Consider the following 17,556-nt stretch of genomic DNA (forward strand, 5'->3'; position numbering starts at 1 on the left):
TGACGGGTTCTCAGATATGCCGATGGAGTTGCACTATGCCTTGTGCGAGCTGACCCTGAAAGAACCGGGCGCCTACCGCCCGGACCGACACCCGGTGGTGAGCCAGATGGTTCTCGGGAGCGACCTCAGGCGGGGGAACGCACGGCGGGGCCGCGGCCCTGGGGGAAGCGGGAAGGCCACGGCGCTGGCCGCCGCGCTGGCCCTCTTCCTCGCTCCGGCCCTCGCGGCGTGCAGCGACGACAGCGGCGGGGGCGGCGACGCGACACCGCCCACCCCCACGGTGGAGCGGACGACGGGCGAGCCGGACGGGGCGAGTGCGAGCGGACCCGCGGACGCGGCGGCGGCCGAGAAGGAGATCCGCCAGAACTGGGCGACGTTCTTCGACCCGACCAGCTCCAAGGAGGACCGGCAGGCCGTCCTGGAGAACGGCGAGCGGTTGGGCCCGGTCCTCGACGCCTTCAGCGGCGACGAACGCGGACAGCGGGTCGAGGCGAAGGTCACGAAGGTCGAGTTCACGTCGGCGACGGACGCGGACGTGACGTACTCGCTCCTGATGAAGGGCGCCACGGTCCTGCCGGACTCGTCAGGCACGGCCGTCGAGCAGGACGGCACCTGGAAGGTCTCCGTCAAGACACTCTGCGGGCTGGTGGGGCTGAGCGGTGCGTCGGCGGTCCCGGGCTGCTGAGACCGTCGCCGCGGCCCTGCTCCTGCTGCTGACCGCAGCCTGCGGCAGCCGCCTCCCGGAGAGCGACTTCGAGGACCGGTCCACCGCGCCGCCGGCCACCGGGCGGGCCGGCGCCCCGATCCGCGTCGGCATCATCGCCAGCGCCACCAGCCCCGTCGGCGGTGACGCCTTCACCGGGCCGCGCGACGGGGCGAAGGCCTGGTTCACCGCCCTGAACGCGCGCGGCGGCATCGACGGCCGCGAGGTCGAGGTGCGCGAGTGCGACGACGGCGGCAGCGGCGTCGGCAACAACGAGTGCGTCCACAAGCTCGTCGAGGAGGACCGGGTGGTCGCCCTGGTGGCGACCACCGCCCTCGACTACGCGGGCGCCCCCCGCGTCTCCCACGCGCGCGTGCCCGACATCGGCGGCCAGCCCATCGGCCCGGCCTACGACACCTACCCGCACCTCTACGGCATCTACGGAAGCCTCGCGCCCCGCGACGGCACCACCGGCTGGGACGGGAAGCAGTACGGCGGCACCGAGGTCTACCGCTACTTCAAGCGCGAGCACGGCGCCCGCACCGCCGCCGTGGTGTCGTACAACCAGGCCGCGTCGGCCGCGTACGCCCGGCTGATCGTCGACGGACTGAAGGCCGAGGGGTACGAGGTCGTCACCGAGCAGCTCGACTTCGCGCTGCCCAACTTCCGCGCGGCCGCCGCCGACATCGAGGAGCGGGGCGCCGACCTGGTCTTCGACGCCATCGACGGCCACGGCAACGCCCGGCTCTGCGCGGCGATGGACGAGGTCGGCGCCGAGGTGACGGCCAAGGTCACCCATGTGCAGAACTGGACCTCCACGGTCGCCGAGGACTACGCGGACGCCCCGCGCTGCCGCAACGCCCTGTGGGCCACCGGCTCCAGCCGCAACTACGAGGACACCGGCCAGGCGGCCGTACGGGAGTTCAGGGACGCCACCGAGGGACTGGAAACGCACTCCCAGTGGCAGCTGGAGGGCTGGGCCGCCGCCATGTGGTTCACGGACGCGGCGCGCTCCTGCGCCGGCACCGAGGAGGGCGTCACGCGCGCGTGCGTCGACCGGTTCATGAACCGCGACGAGCCGTACACCGCCGACGGACTCCTCCTGCCCGTCCGCTTCGAGCGGCTCGCCGAGCCGCCGGCCACCCGCAGGACCTGTCTGTCGGTCGGTCGCTGGCAGGACGACCGCGGCTGGGTGAGCCAGGGGGACATGGACCAGAACTGCTTCGTGGTACCGCAGTTGCCCTACCGGCCCTGATGCGAAACGGCCCCGACGGCTTCCCGAAACCGGCTACCGATCGCGCAACCGTTCTCTGACAAGTTGATGTGGAAGCCCAACCATCCCCCGCTCTTCCGCCACCGCGACGAGCCGGTCTTCCGGCACGACCCGAGAGTCCGGCTCCGCGCCCTCGTCGACATCCGCGAGCGGCAGACCCGCCGCGGCCCGGTGCGCGTCGGCCAGGAACACCTCACCCTGGACAGCCACTCCCCGGCCCTGCGCGGCGCCTACCCCCGGCTGGACGGGTTCACCACGGCCACCGAGGCCGACGCCCGCGCGTACGGCACCAAGATGCGGCTGCCCGGCGTCCGGCTGGCGGCACTACACGGTCGACAACGATCTGTCGGTCACGGTCGCCGCCGTGGGCCGAGCCGCACAGAGCCGGCGACGGTCGAGGACAGTAACTGTCCTCGACCGCTGGCAGACTCGCCCCCATGTTGGAGACATCGGCACGTCTGCTGCGGCTGCTCTCGCTCTTGCAGGCCCACCGCGAATGGTCCGGCTCCGAGCTGGCCGACCGCCTCGGCGTCACCGCCCGCACGGTCCGCCGGGACGTGGACCGGCTGCGTGAACTCGGCTACCCCGTCAACGCCAGCCCCGGCACCGGCGGCGGCTACCAACTCGGCGCCGGCGCCCAGCTGCCGCCGCTGCTGCTGGACGACGACGAGGCGGTCGCCGTCGCCGTCGGGCTGCGCACGGCCGCGGGCCAGGGCGTCGAGGGCATCGGCGAGTCCTCCGTACGGGCCCTCGCCAAGCTCGAACAGGTGCTGCCGAACCGGCTGCGCCGCCGCGTCGGCGCCCTCAACGCCTTCACCGTGCCGCTGCTGCGCGGCCCCCAGCCCTCCGCCGTCGACCCGGCGGTCCTCACCGACCTCGCCAACGCCTGCCGGGACGCCGAACGCCTGCGCTTCGAGTACCGCGACCACGGCGGCGCCACCACCCGCCGTACGGTCGAGCCGCACCGCCTGGTGTGCACCGAGCGGCGCTGGTACCTCGTCGCCTGGGACCTCGACCGCGGCGACTGGCGCACCTTCCGCGTCGACCGCGTCACGCCCAGGCCGCCGCACGGGCCGCGCTTCACCCCCCGCGAGGCCCCGGCCGCCGACCTCGCCGCGTACGTCTCCGAGGGGATCTCCACGCGCGCGTACGCCGCCCACGCCGTCGTCCGACTGCTCGTCCCCGCCGAGGAGGCCGCCGCTCGGCTCTCGCCCGCAGCGGGCACCCTGGAGCCCTTCGACGACGACAGCTGTCTGCTGCGCACCGGGGCGGCGAACCTCGACGTGATGGCCATCCACGTGATGATGACCGGCATCGCGTTCGAGGTCGTCGAACCGCAGGCGCTGACCGAGACGATCAGGACCCTTCGCGACCGTCTGACGGCCGCTCTTGACCGAAGCGCGGATGCGGCGTCCGCTCCTGGCCCTTCCGAGTCTGGGGCGGCGTGATCGCGGCGAACCTCGGATGGTGCAGGTCGAACGCCGGGGACTCGGAGCGGACCCGGGGCAGCGTCACGAAGTTGTGCCGCGGCGGCGGACACGACGTCGCCCACTCCAGGGACCGCCCGAAGCCCCACGGGTCGTCGACCCGCACCGGTACGCCGTACCGGGAGGTCTTCCAGACGTTGTAGAGGAACGGCAGCGTCGACAGGCCCAGCAGGAACGCGCCGATCGTCGAGACCGTGTTGAGAGCGGTGAAGCCGTCGGCGGCCAGATAGTCCGCGTACCGCCGCGGCATGCCCTCCGCGCCCAGCCAGTGCTGTACCAGGAACGTGGTGTGGAACCCGACGAACAGCGTCCAGAACTGGATCTTGCCGAGCCGCTCGTCCAGCATCTTCCCGGTGAACTTCGGCCACCAGAAGAACAGCCCCGCGAACGTCGCGAAGACGACCGTGCCGAACACCACGTAGTGGAAGTGCGCCACCACGAAGTACGAGTCCGTGACGTGGAAGTCCAGGGGCGGCGAGGCCAGGATCACCCCCGTCAGACCGCCGAACAGGAACGACACAAGGAACCCGGTCGCCCACAGCATCGGCGTCTCGAACGACAGCGAGCCCTTCAGCATCGTCCCCGTCCAGTTGAAGAACTTCACCCCCGTCGGCACGGCGATCAGGAAGCTCATGAACGAGAAGAACGGCAGCAGCACCGCCCCGGTGGCGAACATGTGGTGCGCCCACACCACCACCGACAGCCCGGTGATCGCCATCGTCGCGCCGACCAGGGTGAGATAGCCGAAGATCGGCTTCCGGCTGAAGACCGGGATGATCTCCGTGATGATCCCGAAGAACGGCAGCGCGATGATGTAGACCTCGGGATGCCCGAAGAACCAGAACAGGTGCTGCCACAGCAGCGCGCCGCCGTTGGCCGAGTCGAAGACCTGCGCGCCGAACCGCCGGTCGGCCTCCAGGCAGAGCAGCGCCGCCGCCAGCACCGGGAACGCCATCAGGATCAGGATCGACGTGAACAGCGTGTTCCAGGTGAAGATCGGCATCCGGAACATCGTCATCCCGGGGGCGCGCATCCCGATGATCGTGGTCAGGAAGTTCACCGCGCCGAGGATCGTGCCGAACCCGGACAGCGCCAGCCCCATGATCCACATGTCGGCGCCGATGCCCGGTGACCGCTCCAGGCTGTTCAGTGGCGCGTAGGCGAACCAGCCGAAGGCGGCGGGACCGGACGGCACCAGCAGCGACGCCATGACGATCAGCCCGCCGAAGAGGAACAGCCAGTACGACAGCATGTTCAGCCGGGGGAAGGCGACATCGGGCGCGCCGATCTGCAGCGGCATGATCTCGTTGGCGAACCCGGCGAAGGTCGGCGTCGCGAAGAGCAGCAGCATGATCGTGCCGTGCAGCGTGAACAACTGGTTGAACTGCTGGTTGTCCACGATCTGCAGGCCCGGCCGAGCCAGTTCGGCTCGCATCACCAGGGCCATCAGGCCGGCCGCCAGGAAGAACAGGAACGATGTGACCAGATAGAGGTGGCCGATCTTCTTGTGGTCCGTGGTGGTCAGCCAGTCGACCACCAGCCGGCCGGGCCGCTTGCCCCTCCGTACGGGTCGTGCCGACGCCGATACGGTCTCGGTCCCCATCGCTCGCCCCTTCGCTGCCGCGTCCCGGGCCCGTGATGCACGCCATGATGCTCGCGCCCCGGCCGCTCCGACAGGGGGCGTACGGGGGAAGTGTGCGGGAACCGTGTATTTCCCATGAGGTCCCCGCTTCCCGGAGCCGTCCGGGAATCGGTGGGAAAAGGCCGGACATGCACCGCGCACACGGCCCCGGACCTGCTTTCCTACGGGCTATTCGAGATGGTGCCGAAGCGCTCCGGAATTGTGTTCGCCAGCGCGGGCAAGGCCCGCGGAACCGCTCGTACGTGTGACGAAGTTGGGCCGAAACGCGTGTCGTCGTTCTGTGACAGAAGCGTGACTGCGGGGGGACAGCGCCCCCTTCGGCCGCCTAACGTGGCGGGCATGGCACCGATTCCGCACTCGCCCGAAGAGCCCCGGGACAACCCAGACTCCTACGTCGGTCTGGAGGCGCCGAGCGCCGAGCGACGCGCCCTGGAACACGGCTGGTCCACCGTCAGAAAGCTGCCGCCGGGCGCGATCATCACCATGGAGTACCGCTTCGGCCGGCTCAACCTGGAGGTCGAGGACGGCCGGGTGAAGCGCGCCTGGAAGGGCTGATCCCCGGCCTGGCAGAAGGCAGAAGGCAGAAGGCAGAAGGCAGAAGCCAGAAGGCAGAACGGGCGAAGGCCCGGCTCGTGGTGAGCCGGGCCTTCGCGGTGCGGGGCGTGGAGTGTGCGTACCTGCCCCGCTGTCTCGTGTCAGCCGCCCGCGACCGGTCGGGCCGTGGAGGTCCCTCGCGTCATACGGTCCGCGTGGGGCGGCCGACGGTGGCCGAGCGGGGTGATCGGCGTCCGTTCCGACCTGGCCAGATGCGGGGTGGAGGGCAGGTGCAGCGGCCCGATCGGGGCGTGGGCGGCGCGGGCCGCGATCCCCGTGTCGCGGACGCCCGCCGCCTCCTCGCCGGGTGTGCGCAGCGTGCTCGTCCCCACCGGCGCGGGGGTCGGGGCCGGCGCGGGGGCCGTCGTACGGCGGTCGCGCCAGGTGTCCCGCAGCGAGAAGATCCAGGCCTCGGCGCGGGAGATCAGCGGCTCGAACCAGGGCAGCGCCAGCAGGATCAGCAGACCCGCGGCCCAGCCCAGCAGGACGTCGCTGAGCCAGTGCGTGCCCAGGTACACGGTGGTGAGGCCGACGCCGAGCGAGGTCACGGCCGACAGCGCGGACAGCCAGCGCCTGGCCCGTGGGGTCGACGCCAGATACGCCAGGATGCCCCAGGTCACCACGGCGTTCGCGGTGTGGCCCGAAGGAAATATGTCGCCGCCCAGCCACATCTCGTTGGAGCCGATCTCGGTCGCGTAGTGCGGGCCGAGTCTGCCCATGCCGAGCTTGGCGGCGCCGACCGTGATGTTCAGCAGCAGCAGCGAGACGCCGAGCGCGAGCAGCGGGCGCAGGGTGTGCTGCCGCCAGGAGCGCCAGCCCAGCCAGGCCGCGACCATCACGGCGGTGGGGCCGCGCTGGCCGAGGACCACGTAGTAGTCGAGGAAGGCGTGGATCTCCGGCCACTGCTGGTACGGCCGGAAGAACATGATCTGCCAGTCGAGCCGCACGAGCCACGAGGTGATGATCACGGCCCACACGATGGCCCCGTAGAAGGCGAGGGTCGACGAGAACAGCACCACGCGGTGCCGCGTCATCACCGGCACGTCGATGTGGGCCGGTCGTTCAGGCTCGCGGTCCAGCCTGGAGAAGACCCGGTCCAGACGGGTCGGCTTTAGTTCGGTACGCACTCAATCGACGTTACAGCGAGTGAGCTCCGGTGCGGCGTGAATCACCGGCTTTGTGATGACGCCGTGATGTGGGATTGCTCTCAGATTGATGTTTATTTCTGCTGAATGGTGAATGGATGGGCTGCTCGGCCTTCAATTCCATGGCCGAATGAGGGGCCGTCGTTTTGCGGTCCTTTTGAATTCGTTCACCGTCCGCTTGCGCCGAATTACGCAACCGCTTCCCGCGGCCGGGTGACGCTCAGGGCGGACCGGAGCCGTTCAGCCAGAACGCCCCGTAGACCGCCGACACGGCCGCGACGCCGCCGAGCACCGCCGCCGACCTCGGGGTCCTCGCCCGGGCCAGGGCCAGGGCGAGGGGGAGGAGGAGCGGGAAGGCGGGCATCAGCAACCGCGGTTTCGAGCCGAAGTAACTCGACGCGCACAGGGCCAGCGCGGTCACCACCCCCGCGTAGACCAGCAGCGGGAGCGGCTGGCCCTGCCGGACGCAGATCACGTACAGCCACACCACCGCCGCCACTCCGGCTATCAGGCCGACGCCCGCCAGGGCCGAGGGGAACGACGTGAACTTGTCGGCGACGAACCGGGCGAAGGCGTAGCCCCCGTCGAAGCCATTGCGCCAGCCCGCCTGGACGTCGAGATAGCCGAGCGGCCCCTTGCCGGTGCGCTCGCCGACCCACAGCACGTAACCGGCGGCCCCCAGGGGAGCGAGGAGCATGCCGAGGGCGCGCGGCCACCAAGGAGTGCCCCCCGACGCTTCCGGACTCCGGTTCCGTACGAACGAGGGAGCGGGGTCGGGGGCGCCGGCCGGGGAGGGCGCCGTGGTCGGGGCGTGGGGTCGCTGCCGTACATATGACGTGATCGCCGCCGTCCATACCGCCGCGACCACCGCCAGGCCCACCGGGCGGGTGAGGCCCGCGAGGGCGGCCAGGGCGCCCGCCGTCACCCAGCGGCCGGTCAGGACGGCATACAGGGACCAGGCGGCCAGCGCGGTGAACAGGGCCTCCGTGTACGCCATCGACTGCACGATCCCCACCGGCAGCACCGCCCACAACAGCACCGCGCACACCCCGGCCCGCCGGCCGTACACCAGGTCGACGACGGCGAAGATCCCCCAGGCCGCCCCGAGCGAGGCCAGTGTGCCGACGGCCAGCCCGGCGTGCGCGTACGACAGCGGCGTCACCGCCGACACCCCACGCTCCAGCCACGGCAGCAGCGGGAAGAAGGCGAGGTTCGAGTGGACGTCGCCGTTGGGCAGGCGCACCTCGTAGCCGTAACCGAGCTCGGCCACCCTCGTGTACCAGAGCGCGTCCCAGCGGGCCGACAGCAGCGTCAGGGCGCTCTTGTCGCGCGCCGCGCTCCACAGGGTGAGCACGACGACCCCCAGGGCGCGCACCGCGGCGTACCCGAGGAGTGCGGGGGCGGCCCGCCGGAGGAGGGGCGGCGCCGGGCGCGTAGCAAGATCGGTCACGCGCTCGATTATCGGCGGTGCCCGGAACCGGCCGGGTGGTCCGCACGTGATGGTCGGTGAGGGACCGTGACGGACGGCCCACGTACGAGCGATGGAGGAGCCGCGGAGAACGCGTGGACGGTCGGCGGGGTGTCGCACGCCACACACCGCGGAAGCCTTCCATGAGACACCCACCACGCTTCACCGGCCGGAACTCGCGTACCCTGACGGCTCACTCGCCTTTCGTTGCGCGGGTCCGGGCCGCCGCTCTCCCGGGCCGCAGCCGCCGGGGAGTCCCCGCCCCGCGGTCCCGCCGAACGCGAGAGCATCTGGGAGGTACGTACATGTCCGGGACGCCCACGGCCGCCTCGCGATGCCGTAGGGAGGCCGGGGCCGGTGCAAACCGATGGGTCGTCCTCGTCGTCCTCTGCGTCAGCCTGCTGCTCGTCGCCGTGGACGCCACCGTGCTGCACGTGGCGGTGCCCGCCGTCACCGAGGACCTCAAGCCCGGCGCCATAGAGCTCCTCTGGATCGTCGACGTCTACCCGCTCGTCTGCGCCTCGCTGCTGATCCTCTTCGGCACCCTCGGCGACCGCGTCGGCCGCAGACGCGTCCTGCTCCTCGGCTACGCCCTCTTCGGTGTCGCCTCCGCACTCGCCGCCTTCGCCGAGAACCCGCAGGTCCTGATCGCGGCCCGGGCACTGCTCGGCGTCGGCGGCGCGATGATCATGCCGGCGACGCTGTCGATCCTGCGGCAGGTGTTCCCCGACCGGCGCGAGCGGGCCCTCGCCATCGGCGTCTGGAGCGCCGTCGCCGCGGTCGGCGCGGCCGTCGGACCCCTGCTCGGCGGGTTCCTGCTGGAGCACTTCTGGTGGGGCTCCGTCTTCCTCGTCAACATCCCCCTGATGCTCGTCAGTCTGCCCGTCGGCCGCCTGCTGCTGCCGGAGTCCACCGGTGACCGCGACGGACCGTGGGACGTCGTGGGCGCGCTGATGGCGGCCGTCGGACTCTTCGGTGTCGTCCTCGGTGTGAAGCGGCTCGGCGGCGGGCACCCGCCGTTCGACCCGGGCACGGCGGTGGCGCTGCTCGGGGGCGGCGTCCTGCTGGCCGCGTTCGTGCGCCGGCAGCGGCGCCGGAGGCATCCGCTGGTCGACCTGCGGATGTTCGCGCGGCCCGCGTTCAGCACGTCCGTCGGCTGCATCGTCCTCGCCATGCTGGCGCTGGTGGGCCTCGAACTGATCGCCGCGCAGTATCTGCAACTGGTCCTCGGGCTCTCCCCGCTGGAGACCGGGCTGCGGCTGCTGCCGCTGACCATCGCGGCGATGGCGGCCGGGCTCGTCGGCTCCCATCTGCTGCACCGCTTCGGCCCGCGCCGCATGGTGTCACTGGGCTTCTGCCTCACCGCGTTCGCGGTGGTGCTGCTCACGGCGATGGGCCGCCAGGACAACGCGGCGCTGCTGCTCACCGGGTTCGTCCTGCTGGGCTTCGGCCTGGAGACGACCCTGTTCGCGGCGTACGAGTCGATGCTGAGCGAGGCGCCCGCGTCGTCCGCCGGCGGGGCCGCGGCGATCGGTGAGACCTCCTACCAACTGGGCGCGGGCATCGGCATCGCCCTCCTCGGCAGCGTGATGAACGCGGCGTACGCGCCCGGGTTGTCGTCGGTGCCGGGGGTGCCCTCGTCGGCGTCCACGGCGGCGGGGCACTCGCTCGGGGAGGCGTACGAGGTCGCCGGGCGGTTGGGCGGGCCCTCGGGGGAGGCGCTGCGGCACGCGGCCCGGGACTCCTTCGTGCACGGTCTGCATGTGACGTTGCTGGTGAGCGCGGGCCTGCTGGCGCTGGGCGCGGTCATGGCGCTGCGGCTGCCGCGGGCCATGGAGTGCGAGGCGGACGTCCCGGGGCCGAGGGAGGCGACGGCGACGCCCGTCCGGGCGGAGTCGGTGCGCTGAGCCGTCCGGCACCAGGGCCCTTCTGGTGGACCTCCGCGGCGTCGCGACGCCCGGCACGTTCCCCCAAGCTCTTCGAGCAGGGGGTACCGCCACCCGCCGCACCGGACAAAAGCCCTGGTCGCTCCGCTACGAGGGCTTCCGTCCGGCGCACCGGGAGCACGCACCGAACGCCGCTCCTCCTCCCACGGAGGTCGATCAGAAGGGCCCTAGGCGTGGCCGGGGCGTGTGGGTAACCTGCCTAGCGTTGCTAGTTTTAGTGAGCCGGAGGTTGCCCTCATGTCCGTGCCCGCGAAGTCGCCTTCCTTCGACCCCGCCGACCCGCTCGGCATCGACGACCTGCTCGAACCCGAGGATCTCGCGGTGCGGGACACCGTGCGGAGCTGGGCCGCGGACCGGGTGCTGCCGTTCGTCGCGGAGTGGTACGAGCGGGGCGAGCTGCCGGAGATCCGCGAGCTCGCCCGGGAGCTGGGGGCGATCGGGGCGCTGGGCATGTCCCTCGACGGGTACGGGTGCGCGGGGGCGAGCGCCGTGCAGTACGGGCTCGCCTGCCTGGAGCTGGAGGCCGCGGACTCCGGGATCCGGTCGCTCGTCTCCGTGCAGGGCTCCCTCGCCATGTACGCCATCCACCGGTTCGGCAGCGAGGAGCAGAAGGAGAACTGGCTGCCGCGGATGGCGACCGGCGAGATCATCGGATGCTTCGGGCTGACCGAGCCCGACCACGGGTCCGACCCGGCCTCGATGCGGACGTACGCCAAGCGCGACGGCACCGACTGGGTCCTCAACGGGCGCAAGATGTGGATCACGAACGGGTCCGTCGCCGGGGTCGCCGTCGTGTGGGCGCAGACGGACGAGGGCATCCGCGGATTCGCCGTACCGACGGACACCGCCGGGTTCTCGGCGCCGGAGATCAAGCACAAGTGGTCCCTGCGGGCCTCCGTCACCAGCGAGCTCGTCCTCGACGACGTCCGGTTGCCCGCCGATGCCGTACTGCCGGAGGTCAAGGGGCTCAAGGGGCCGCTCAGTTGTCTGTCGCACGCCCGGTACGGGATCGTGTGGGGCTCGATGGGGGCGGCGCGGTCGAGTTTCGAGGCCGCGCTCGACTACGCCAGGACCCGGGAGCAGTTCGGCAGGCCGATCGGGGGCTTCCAGCTCACCCAGGCCAAACTCGCCGACATGGCGGTGGAGTTGTACAAGGGGATTCTGCTCGCCCACCATCTGGGGCGGCGGATGGACGCGGGACGACTCCGTCCCGAGCAGATCAGCTTCGGCAAGCTGAACAACGTACGAGAGGCGATCGAGATCTGCCGTACCGCCCGCACGATCCTCGGTGCGAACGGGATCTCCCTGGAGTACTCGGTGATGCGGCACGCGACCAATCTGGAGTCCGTGCTCACCTACGAGGGCACCGTCGAGATGCACCAGCTCGTGCTGGGCAAGGCGCTCACCGGACTCGACGCCTTCCGGTGACCGGGGGCACCGGAAGGCAGGGCGGTGAGCCGCCCTGCCTCAGCTCTGGTTGAAGAAGCCGTCGGCCGGACGGCCGACGGCCTCGCCGCTGACGATCTCCGTGTCGGCGGGGGTCAGCAGGAACACGCGGTTGGAGACCCGCTCGATCGAGCCGCGCAGACCGAAGATCAGGCCGGCGGCGAAGTCGACGACACGCTTGGCGTCGGCGGGCTCCATGTTCGTGAGGTTCATGATGACCGGGACGCCGTCCCGGAAGAGCTCGCCGATGTGCCGTGCGTCGCGGAAGCTGTCCGGGGTGACCGTGCCGATCCGGCGGCCCTGCTCGTGGGCGGACTCGGACGCGACCTTCACGCGAGGGTCGGTGACCCATGCCTCGCCGGACCCGGACTCCCGCTCATCGGCGTAGTCGTCGTCGTAGTAACGCTCGTCATCGTTGTCGTCGACGAGGCCAAGCCAGGCACTCGCCTTGCGCACCGATCCCATGGACGCCTCCTCTCACAGCGGTCTTTTTCTCTTTCCGCATCCCTATCGTCGTCCATGATGCGGATGTCTCGCCAAGTGGATAGACGCCGCACGGGGGTTTCGTGACGGTACTGGTGCAGAACGAATTCGTCGAGAGTCCATGTGCCCCAAGGGCTGCGCCGTACACGTCTGCTGACTGAGAGTGAAATAATATTGTTCGCGGCGTTTGGGTGAGTGTCGAGCGTCCGGGTGAACGTTCCGGCGGCTACGATGCGGCGCAGTTCAGGCACGTGCGCGTGGCCGTTCGGAGCGCGCGACAGACACGGGGGATGTCGTGTTCGGAATCGTGAGGCCCTGTAGCCATCGGCTCGGTGAGGGGCTGAAGACGCAGTGGATGGCACATCTGTGCGGGCTTTGCCTCGCGCTGCGCGGGGACCACGGGCAGTTCGCCCGCATCGTCACGAACTACGACGGCCTGCTGGTCTCGGTTCTGACGGAGGCTCAGGCCGAGCGGACCACCGACTGGCGGCGCACCGCCGGGCCCTGCCCGCTGCGGGGGATGCGCACCGCGTCCGTCGCGCAGGGCGAGGGCGCGCGGCTAGCCGCCGCCGTCTCGCTGGTCCTCGCCTCGGCCAAGGTGCGCGACCACGTGGCCGACGGTGACGGACTGCTGGCGCGCAAGCCGGTCGCGTCCGCCGCGCGCCGGGTCGCGACGAGCTGGGGGCGCGCGGGCGCGCGCACCGGCTCGGACCTCGGCTTCGACACGGCGGTGCTGGTCGACGCAGTGGACCGGCAGCTCGGCATCGAGGCGCTCGCCGGGCCGGGCACACCGCTGTTGACGGTGACCGAGCCGACCGAGACGGCGACCGCGGCGGCCTTCGCGCACACCGCGGTGCTCGCCGGACGCCCGGACAACCTCGAACCGCTCGCCGAGGCCGGCCGGCTCTTCGGGCGGCTCGCGCATCTGCTGGACGCGGTCGAGGACCGGGCCGACGACGCCGCCTCGGGCGCGTGGAACCCGCTGACCGCGACCGGGACGTCCCTGCCCGAGGCCCGGCGGCTCGCCGAGGACGCCCTGCACGGCATCCGGCTCGCCCTGCGCGAGGTCGACTTCGTCGACGGCAAGCTGGCCCATCTGCTGCTCGTGCACGAACTCCGGCGCTCCGTCGACCGGGCGTTCGGCACGGTGCCGGTCTGCGCGGCGCACCAGCACGGCGGGCCCCCGCAGCACGGCAACCCGTACGGGGGCGGCGCCCAGAACCCGTACGGCGGGGCGGGCGGAAACAATCCCTATGGCGGGCCCGGCGGAACCCCGTACGGGGGCGGCGGCGCGTACGGCGGCAGCGGTGGCGGGCCCGGCGGCTTCGGCGGAGTGCCGCAGCCGCAGCCGCCCAGGCGGCGGGGGTTCTGGGCCGGTTGCGGGATGTTCTGGTTGCTGTGCTGCACCTGCCAGTTGTGCTGTGCGAAGGAGTACGAAGGGCCTTGGTCCCGGAAGAAGCGGGAGGGCTGCTGCCGGGACTGCGACTGCTGCGATGCGTGTGACTGCTGCGACTGCTGACCCGCGGCCGGGCCGGGGGTACGGCTACCGGCCGCGCGTGCGTCGTCGCGGGTGAGCGCGATGCGTGGTGCGCGATGCGTGGTGCGCGGTGAGGGGTGCGCGTGTGAAGGCGAGCGTGCGGGATTGAGGGAGAACGCGAGCGGCGCCCCGCCTCACGGGCGGGGCGCGCGGTGGGGTCGGCTCAACAGGAAGAGGACCACACGCGACCGAAGTCGATGTGGGAGCGCTTGACCAGCCACTGCTGCGCATACATGAGCCCCAGTGGAACAGGCATCCGGTTGCGCGTCAACCGACTTGAGACGTAGCGCTCACAGTGCGGACAGCCTTGACAGCGCGGGGAACCGCCCCCGTACTCTCGGCACAGACCGCTGCTGAGGGGCTCGGTCGCGCGCGTCCTGGTACGCGCCGCGTGTGAAGGCACCGTGTTCGACTCGACGTGCCTCGGAGCCTTTCGCATGCCCTTTGCATTTTCTCCTCCCCTTTCCGGCCGCCTTGTTGCCGCTTCCGCTGCCCCCGGGCGTTTCTCCGGGTCCCGGCGGTCGCGATGAGCGAGACCGGGGGGAGCCCGCCGCGACCGTCGTTGGTGATCGTCGGGGCCGGGCCGCGGGGGACCGGGATCATCGAACGCATCGCCGCCAACCTGGGCGGGGCCCACGACGGACCCGGCTTCGACATCCATCTCGTCGACCCGTATCCGCCGGGCGCCGGACGCATCTGGCGGGCCGACCAGTCGCCGCTGCTGTGGATGAACTCGCAGGCCGAGGACGTCACGATGTTCACCGACGAGACGGTACGGATGGACGGCCCCGTACGGGAGGGGCCCACACTGCACGAGTGGGCCGGACTCGACGGCCGGCACTTCCCGGACCGGCGGATCCAGGGCGCCTATCTGAACTGGGTGTACGAGCGCGCCGTCGCCGACCTGCCGCCGGCAGTCACCGTCCGCCACCATCCGCGTCGCGCCCTACGGGTGGACGGTCCCCGTGACGGCCGGCAGCGGGTGTGGCTGGAGGGACGTCCCCGGCCGCTCCCCGCGGACCTCGTCATCCTCGCGCTCGGCCATCTGGACGCCGAACTCGACGACGAGCAGCGTGCGTTGGGTGTGTACGCCGGGGCCCACGGACTGGTCCATCTGCCGCCGGACTTCACCGCGGACAGCGACCTGTCCCGGCTCGCGCCCGGTGAACCGGTGCTCGTGCGGGGCTTCGGGCTCGCCTTCGTCGACCTCATGGCGCTGCTGACGGAGGGGCGCGGCGGACGGTACGAGGGCGACCCGGACGGCGAGCTGACCTACGTCCCGTCCGGGCGGGAGCCCGTCCTGCACGTCGGGTCGCGGCGCGGGGTGCCGTACCGCTCGAAGATCGGGTACGGGCTGGAGGGCGAGCGGCCGCCGTTGCCCCGCTTCTTCGGACCGGCCGAGGTCGACGAACTGCTCGCGCGTCAGGGCGGGTTCGACTTCCGCCGCGACGTGTGGCCGCTGATCGAGAAGGAGCTGGGGTTCGCGCACTACCACCGGCTGTACACGGCCCACCCCGAGCGGACGGCCATGGACCGGGCCGGTTTCGAGGAGAGGTACGCGGCGATCGCGGACGCGGCGGAGCGGGCCGTCCTGGTGGCGTCCGCGGTGCCGGACCCCGCCGACCGCCTGGACCTGGCCGCGCTGGACAGACCGTTGGCCGGGGCGCGCTACGGGTCGTACGAGGAGTTCCAGGAGGGCCTGCGGGCCCATGTCGAGGGGGACCTGGCGCGCCGTCACGACCCGGCGTACAGCCCTGACCTCGGCGTCTTCCTCGGGCTGCTGTCGGTCTACGGACAGCTGATCCGGCTCGGGGACATCGGCTCCTGGTGGCACGGGTTCTTCAGCTACCTCGCGTCGGGGCCGCCCGGCCCCCGGCTGCGGCAACTGCTCGCGCTGTCGCGGGCGGGCGTCCTCCACTTCGTCGGCGCGGACATGGCCGTCGCCGCGGAGGACGGGGTGTTCCGCGCGTCGAGTCCCACGGTGCCCGGCGTGTCGGTCGAGGCGAGGGCGCTGGTGGAGGCGCGGCTGCCGGAGCCGACGGTCGCGCGGGCGCGGGACGCGTTGCTGCGCGAGCTCTACGACGACGGGGATGTGGCCGAGACACCGGAAGGGCTGCTCGCCGTGGACCCGGCGGACGGACGGCTGCTGGACCGGAAGGGGCGCCCTCACCCTCGGCGCTTCGCGCTCGGGCCGTACACCGACAGCCGCGCACCGGGCGCCTTCACCCGGCCGCGCACCGGCGGCCCGGCCTTCCGCCAGAACGACGCGACCGCCCGCGCCGTCCTGGCGTTCCTCGGGGAGTCGTCGTATCGGGCGGTGGCGTGAGGGGAGAGGGAGGGGCCGGCTGCGGTGAGGGGCCCTGTGAGGGCCGGGGGAGCGGCGGGGCGACCCGGGTGAGTGGGCGGTGAGGCGGTGGGGCGGGAGCGGGTGTCGGTCGGGAGTTGTCGAGCGGTGGTGGTGAGCGGTGGAAGGGGCTGGTCGTATGGGGTCGGGGTTCGGGCGGGGGGTGTTGCATCTGGCGGCGGGGGTGGATCTTCGGGGGGCCTGGGAGGGCGGCGCGTTCGTCGAGTTGGGGCGGCTCGCGGAACGGGGGGCCCTGGACTTCGTGACGCTCGGGACCACGGTCGGGCGGCCGGGGCCCGACCCGTCTGCGGTGATGGCGCGCATGGCACCGGAGACCCGGCGGATCGGGCTCGTGCCCGCGCTCACGACGACACACGCCGAACCGCTCCGGGTGGCGGCCGCCGTGGCGACGCTCGACTGGGTCAGCCGGGGCCGCGCGGGCTGGTGGATCGATGTGTCGGCCACGGACGCGGAGGCCCGGCCGCCCGGGCGCGGGCCCGCCCGGCTCGGTGAAGCACTGTGGCAGGAGGCCGGTGAGGTCGCGGACGCCGCCGCCCGGTGGTGGAGCAGCGCGGAGGACGGTGCCGGCCGGTGGTGGAACGGTGCGGAGGACAGCCGTGCCGAGACGGGGAACGTGACGCAGGGGGATCGCGCCGAGGGCGGTGCCAAGGGTGGTGCCGTGGGGGGTGTCGAGCAGAGATACGCCCGGCCCGCCGGGGTGGTGGGTGGTGAAGGCCCCGGTACCGGGCCGTCGGCCGTGCCCCCGTCGCCTCAGGGGCGCCCCGTACGGGTCGTCGACGCGACCGGGAGCGAAGCGCGGGGGACCGCGGCCCGGTGCGCGGACGTGGTGCTCGTGCGGGCCGCCGCCCCCGAGCAGGCCGCCGCCGTACGGGAGGAGGTGCGGAGTGCCGCGGCCGGGTTCGGCCGTGACCCCGACGAGATGCGGATACTCGCGGCGCTGCGGGTCGATCTCGGGGGCGGTGAGCACGCGGCTGAGCCGGGTCACGGCGGCGGAGGACCCCGGTGGAGCGCACAGGGCCCGCTGTACCGGGGCGGGCCCGTCGACCTGGCCGAACTGGCCACCGCCTGGCACCGGGCCGGTGTCGTCGACGGCTTCCACTTCACCCCCGTCGAACCACGCCGTGACCTGGAGCGGCTCGTCAACGGGACCGTGGCCCTGCTCCAGCACCGTGGTCTGTTCCGCACCTTCTATCCCGGCAGCACCCTCAGGGAGCACCTGGGCCTCGCCCGCCCGGCCGACGGGCACGGCCGCAGGGCCGTGGCGGCCCTGCCCGACGGGGTGTCATGAGCGGGCAGCGTCATGGGCGTGCCGGCACGGGGTGTGGGGCGTCCGGGATTCACACAGAATCTCCACAACTCCGTCGGCGAGGGCCGATTGGTGTTCGAGCGGCCGAAAGGCACTCTTGCGGGGATCGATGCTACGACCGAATACTTCCCCGCAGCGCCTTGTCAGGAGCACGGCATGTT

General features: G+C 71.9%; 13 protein-coding genes and 1 pseudogene. 10 read left to right on the forward strand and 4 right to left on the reverse strand.

The window, feature by feature from the left end:
• Window positions 1–106 precede the first annotated feature (106 nt).
• The 4 genes and pseudogenes from M8J73_RS40520 (at window position 107) to M8J73_RS40535 (ending at window position 3,424) form a co-directional block, all read left to right on the forward strand.
• Window positions 107–685, forward strand: a complete 579-nt coding sequence (locus M8J73_RS40520; protein ID WP_055541022.1) for an MTB12 C-terminal domain-containing protein — start codon at window positions 107–109, stop codon at window positions 683–685.
• A complete protein-coding gene (locus M8J73_RS40525) occupies window positions 660–1,958 on the forward strand; it encodes an ABC transporter substrate-binding protein (protein WP_055541020.1) in 1,299 nt (432 codons plus the stop codon). Before M8J73_RS40520 ends, M8J73_RS40525 begins: the two co-directional genes overlap by 26 nt.
• Before the next feature lie 90 nt (window positions 1,959–2,048).
• Window positions 2,049–2,303, forward strand: a pseudogene (locus M8J73_RS40530) (glycosyltransferase family 4 protein); the annotation flags it as partial.
• Between the two features lie 110 nt (window positions 2,304–2,413).
• Window positions 2,414–3,424: a helix-turn-helix transcriptional regulator gene (locus M8J73_RS40535; protein WP_055541019.1), complete on the forward strand. Its 1,011-nt coding sequence runs from the start codon at window positions 2,414–2,416 to the stop codon at window positions 3,422–3,424.
• Here M8J73_RS40535 and ctaD read toward each other — a convergent pair.
• The gene (gene ctaD / locus M8J73_RS40540; protein ID WP_055541018.1) at window positions 3,333–5,066 is read right to left on the reverse strand and encodes an aa3-type cytochrome oxidase subunit I; all 1,734 of its coding nucleotides are present in this window, start codon (window positions 5,064–5,066) and stop codon (window positions 3,333–3,335) included. The two genes, M8J73_RS40535 and ctaD, sit on opposite strands and share 92 nt — an antisense overlap.
• A 378-nt stretch (window positions 5,067–5,444) precedes the next feature.
• Between ctaD and M8J73_RS40545 the strand changes: the two genes are divergently transcribed.
• Window positions 5,445–5,660: an I78 family peptidase inhibitor gene (locus tag M8J73_RS40545; protein WP_055512626.1), complete on the forward strand. Its 216-nt coding sequence runs from the start codon at window positions 5,445–5,447 to the stop codon at window positions 5,658–5,660.
• Window positions 5,661–5,800: 140 nt separating this feature from the next.
• Here the strand turns inward: M8J73_RS40545 and M8J73_RS40550 are convergent, their stop codons facing one another.
• Entirely contained in the window at window positions 5,801–6,826 is a 1,026-nt protein-coding gene (locus M8J73_RS40550) for a phosphatase PAP2 family protein (protein ID WP_055541017.1), read from the reverse strand.
• 238 nt (window positions 6,827–7,064) lie between these two features.
• On the reverse strand, window positions 7,065–8,294 hold the full coding sequence (locus M8J73_RS40555) for a putative hexosyltransferase (RefSeq protein ID WP_249829755.1): 1,230 nt from the start codon (window positions 8,292–8,294) through the stop codon (window positions 7,065–7,067).
• Window positions 8,295–8,617: 323 nt separating this feature from the next.
• Here M8J73_RS40555 and M8J73_RS40560 point away from each other — a divergent pair, with 323 nt between their 5' ends.
• Window positions 8,618–10,219 carry an MFS transporter gene (locus tag M8J73_RS40560; RefSeq protein WP_249829756.1) on the forward strand — a complete coding sequence of 534 codons (1,602 nt, stop codon included), beginning with the start codon at window positions 8,618–8,620 and terminating at the stop codon, window positions 10,217–10,219.
• A gap of 276 nt (window positions 10,220–10,495) precedes the next feature.
• Window positions 10,496–11,686 (forward strand): acyl-CoA dehydrogenase family protein, encoded by a 1,191-nt coding sequence (locus M8J73_RS40565; protein ID WP_055538118.1) that lies wholly within the window; start codon window positions 10,496–10,498, stop codon window positions 11,684–11,686.
• A gap of 39 nt (window positions 11,687–11,725) precedes the next feature.
• Here the strand turns inward: M8J73_RS40565 and M8J73_RS40570 are convergent, their stop codons facing one another.
• The gene (locus M8J73_RS40570) at window positions 11,726–12,169 is read right to left on the reverse strand and encodes a cell division protein SepF (protein ID WP_055538119.1); all 444 of its coding nucleotides are present in this window, start codon (window positions 12,167–12,169) and stop codon (window positions 11,726–11,728) included.
• A gap of 313 nt (window positions 12,170–12,482) precedes the next feature.
• On the opposite strand from M8J73_RS40570, the gene M8J73_RS40575 reads away from it, so the two are divergent.
• The 3 genes from M8J73_RS40575 to M8J73_RS40585 all read left to right on the forward strand — a co-directional run bounded on the left by M8J73_RS40575 (window position 12,483) and on the right by M8J73_RS40585 (window position 17,377).
• Window positions 12,483–13,706, forward strand: a complete 1,224-nt coding sequence (locus tag M8J73_RS40575; RefSeq protein ID WP_079054756.1) for a DUF5685 family protein — start codon at window positions 12,483–12,485, stop codon at window positions 13,704–13,706.
• A gap of 544 nt (window positions 13,707–14,250) precedes the next feature.
• Window positions 14,251–16,050 carry an FAD/NAD(P)-binding protein gene (locus M8J73_RS40580; RefSeq protein ID WP_055538120.1) on the forward strand — a complete coding sequence of 600 codons (1,800 nt, stop codon included), beginning with the start codon at window positions 14,251–14,253 and terminating at the stop codon, window positions 16,048–16,050.
• A 157-nt stretch (window positions 16,051–16,207) separates the two neighbouring features.
• The gene (locus tag M8J73_RS40585; RefSeq protein WP_249829757.1) at window positions 16,208–17,377 is read left to right on the forward strand and encodes an LLM class flavin-dependent oxidoreductase; all 1,170 of its coding nucleotides are present in this window, start codon (window positions 16,208–16,210) and stop codon (window positions 17,375–17,377) included.
• The last annotated feature ends 179 nt before the right edge of the window (window positions 17,378–17,556 follow it).

This window comes from Streptomyces neyagawaensis (genome assembly GCF_023516595.1).
GTDB lineage: Bacteria > Actinomycetota > Actinomycetes > Streptomycetales > Streptomycetaceae > Streptomyces > Streptomyces neyagawaensis.

Coding starts and splice junctions, on each gene's coding strand:
- M8J73_RS40520 (WP_055541022.1), top strand. CDS start 107: ATGGTTCTCGGGAGCGACCTCAGGCGGGGGAACGCACGGCGGGGCCGC.
- M8J73_RS40545 (WP_055512626.1), top strand. CDS start 5,445: ATGGCACCGATTCCGCACTCGCCCGAAGAGCCCCGGGACAACCCAGAC.
- M8J73_RS40560 (WP_249829756.1), top strand. CDS start 8,618: ATGTCCGGGACGCCCACGGCCGCCTCGCGATGCCGTAGGGAGGCCGGG.
- ctaD (WP_055541018.1), bottom strand. CDS start 5,066: ATGGGGACCGAGACCGTATCGGCGTCGGCACGACCCGTACGGAGGGGC.
- M8J73_RS40570 (WP_055538119.1), bottom strand. CDS start 12,169: ATGGGATCGGTGCGCAAGGCGAGTGCCTGGCTTGGCCTCGTCGACGAC.
- M8J73_RS40565 (WP_055538118.1), top strand. CDS start 10,496: ATGTCCGTGCCCGCGAAGTCGCCTTCCTTCGACCCCGCCGACCCGCTC.
- M8J73_RS40535 (WP_055541019.1), top strand. CDS start 2,414: ATGTTGGAGACATCGGCACGTCTGCTGCGGCTGCTCTCGCTCTTGCAG.
- M8J73_RS40585 (WP_249829757.1), top strand. CDS start 16,208: ATGGGGTCGGGGTTCGGGCGGGGGGTGTTGCATCTGGCGGCGGGGGTG.
- M8J73_RS40580 (WP_055538120.1), top strand. CDS start 14,251: ATGAGCGAGACCGGGGGGAGCCCGCCGCGACCGTCGTTGGTGATCGTC.